This window comes from Bacillus sp. S4 (assembly GCF_040838205.1).
Taxonomy (GTDB): domain Bacteria; phylum Bacillota; class Bacilli; order Bacillales; family Bacillaceae_G; genus Bacillus_A; species Bacillus_A cereus_U.
Genome location: NZ_JBFPJI010000504.1, coordinates 1 through 1,044 on the forward strand (window position 1 = coordinate 1; position 1,044 = coordinate 1,044).

The following is a 1,044-nucleotide window of genomic DNA, read 5'->3' on the forward strand; positions in this document are numbered from 1 at the left end:
TATTTATATAGCTACAGTCAGTTTTGAAACTTCCTCAAGTAAAGAATTTTTTTATCCCGGCTCAATTTTTCGTAAGATGTCTATATTACTTGATTGAAGGCTATTTTTGCTTTGTTCATATCTCCTAATCAACCATTTCCCAAAATTGAGATGCTACTTTGGAAATTCTTTGGTCTTTTAATTTTACTATTACAGGCTCTAAATGAAAATCAAATTGTTTCAATTCAAAAAGCGTTGTATGTTCTAAAAATGATGATGTGTAATCCATTCTTGGAATAACGGATAATCCTAGTCCTCTACTAACAAGTGCTACAACCATCCTTATATCTTTACACTCGATAATGATATTTGGCTTGACTTGATGTTCATCAAACACTTTGAAAAGGTCTTCATTGAAGGAGAGTCCTTCCATTGCTCCTAGCATAATGAATGGGAACTGGGCAATCTGTTCAATCGTCACATGCTGTGATGAAAACGATGTTGCCCAACTTGATGGAATAATCACAGCGGTTGGTTGTTTTTTTAATATTTTCATCTCATATTGTTCACTATTTCCCAATCTTAAAAGTAAGGCAACATCAATTTCTCTTTGTTCTAGTCTTTTTAATAATTCTTCTGAATTTCCAGTTACTATATTTATTTTAACATTAGGGTATTGTGTTCTAAACGTACTAACATAGTCAATGAGCATATTCGAACATGCAGATGATACACCGATACTTACTGTTCCTCCTATACCTTGTTCAATTTCTTGAATTTGCTGCTTTACATCTTGAATTTGTATTAACATTTGATTGGCATATTGGTATAGTATTTCACCTGTTGCTGTAAGCTCCCATTTTTGACGATATCGATGAATTAAAGTTGTGCCAAGATCAGTTTCAAGCTTTTTTAATAATTGGCTAAGTGGGGGCTGCGCGATATGGAGCACTTCTGCTGCTTTAGAAATGCTTCCTTGTTTCACAATTTCTTTAAAGTAATATAATTGTCGAAAATCCATTGTATCTCTCCGTCATATGTTTTTTGATATGATTAGTTTATCAT

Annotated in this window: 1 protein-coding gene; it reads right to left on the reverse strand. The window is 33.0% G+C overall.

The genetic code is table 11. From position 1 onward, the window contains the following. Positions 1 to 124 precede the first annotated feature (124 nt). On the reverse strand, positions 125 to 1,000 hold the full coding sequence (locus tag AB3X48_RS22045; protein ID WP_002148786.1) for a LysR family transcriptional regulator: 876 nt from the start codon (positions 998 to 1,000) through the stop codon (positions 125 to 127). Positions 1,001 to 1,044: the final 44 nt, after the last annotated feature.

Coding starts and splice junctions, on each gene's coding strand:
- AB3X48_RS22045 (WP_002148786.1), bottom strand. CDS start 1,000: ATGGATTTTCGACAATTATATTACTTTAAAGAAATTGTGAAACAAGGA.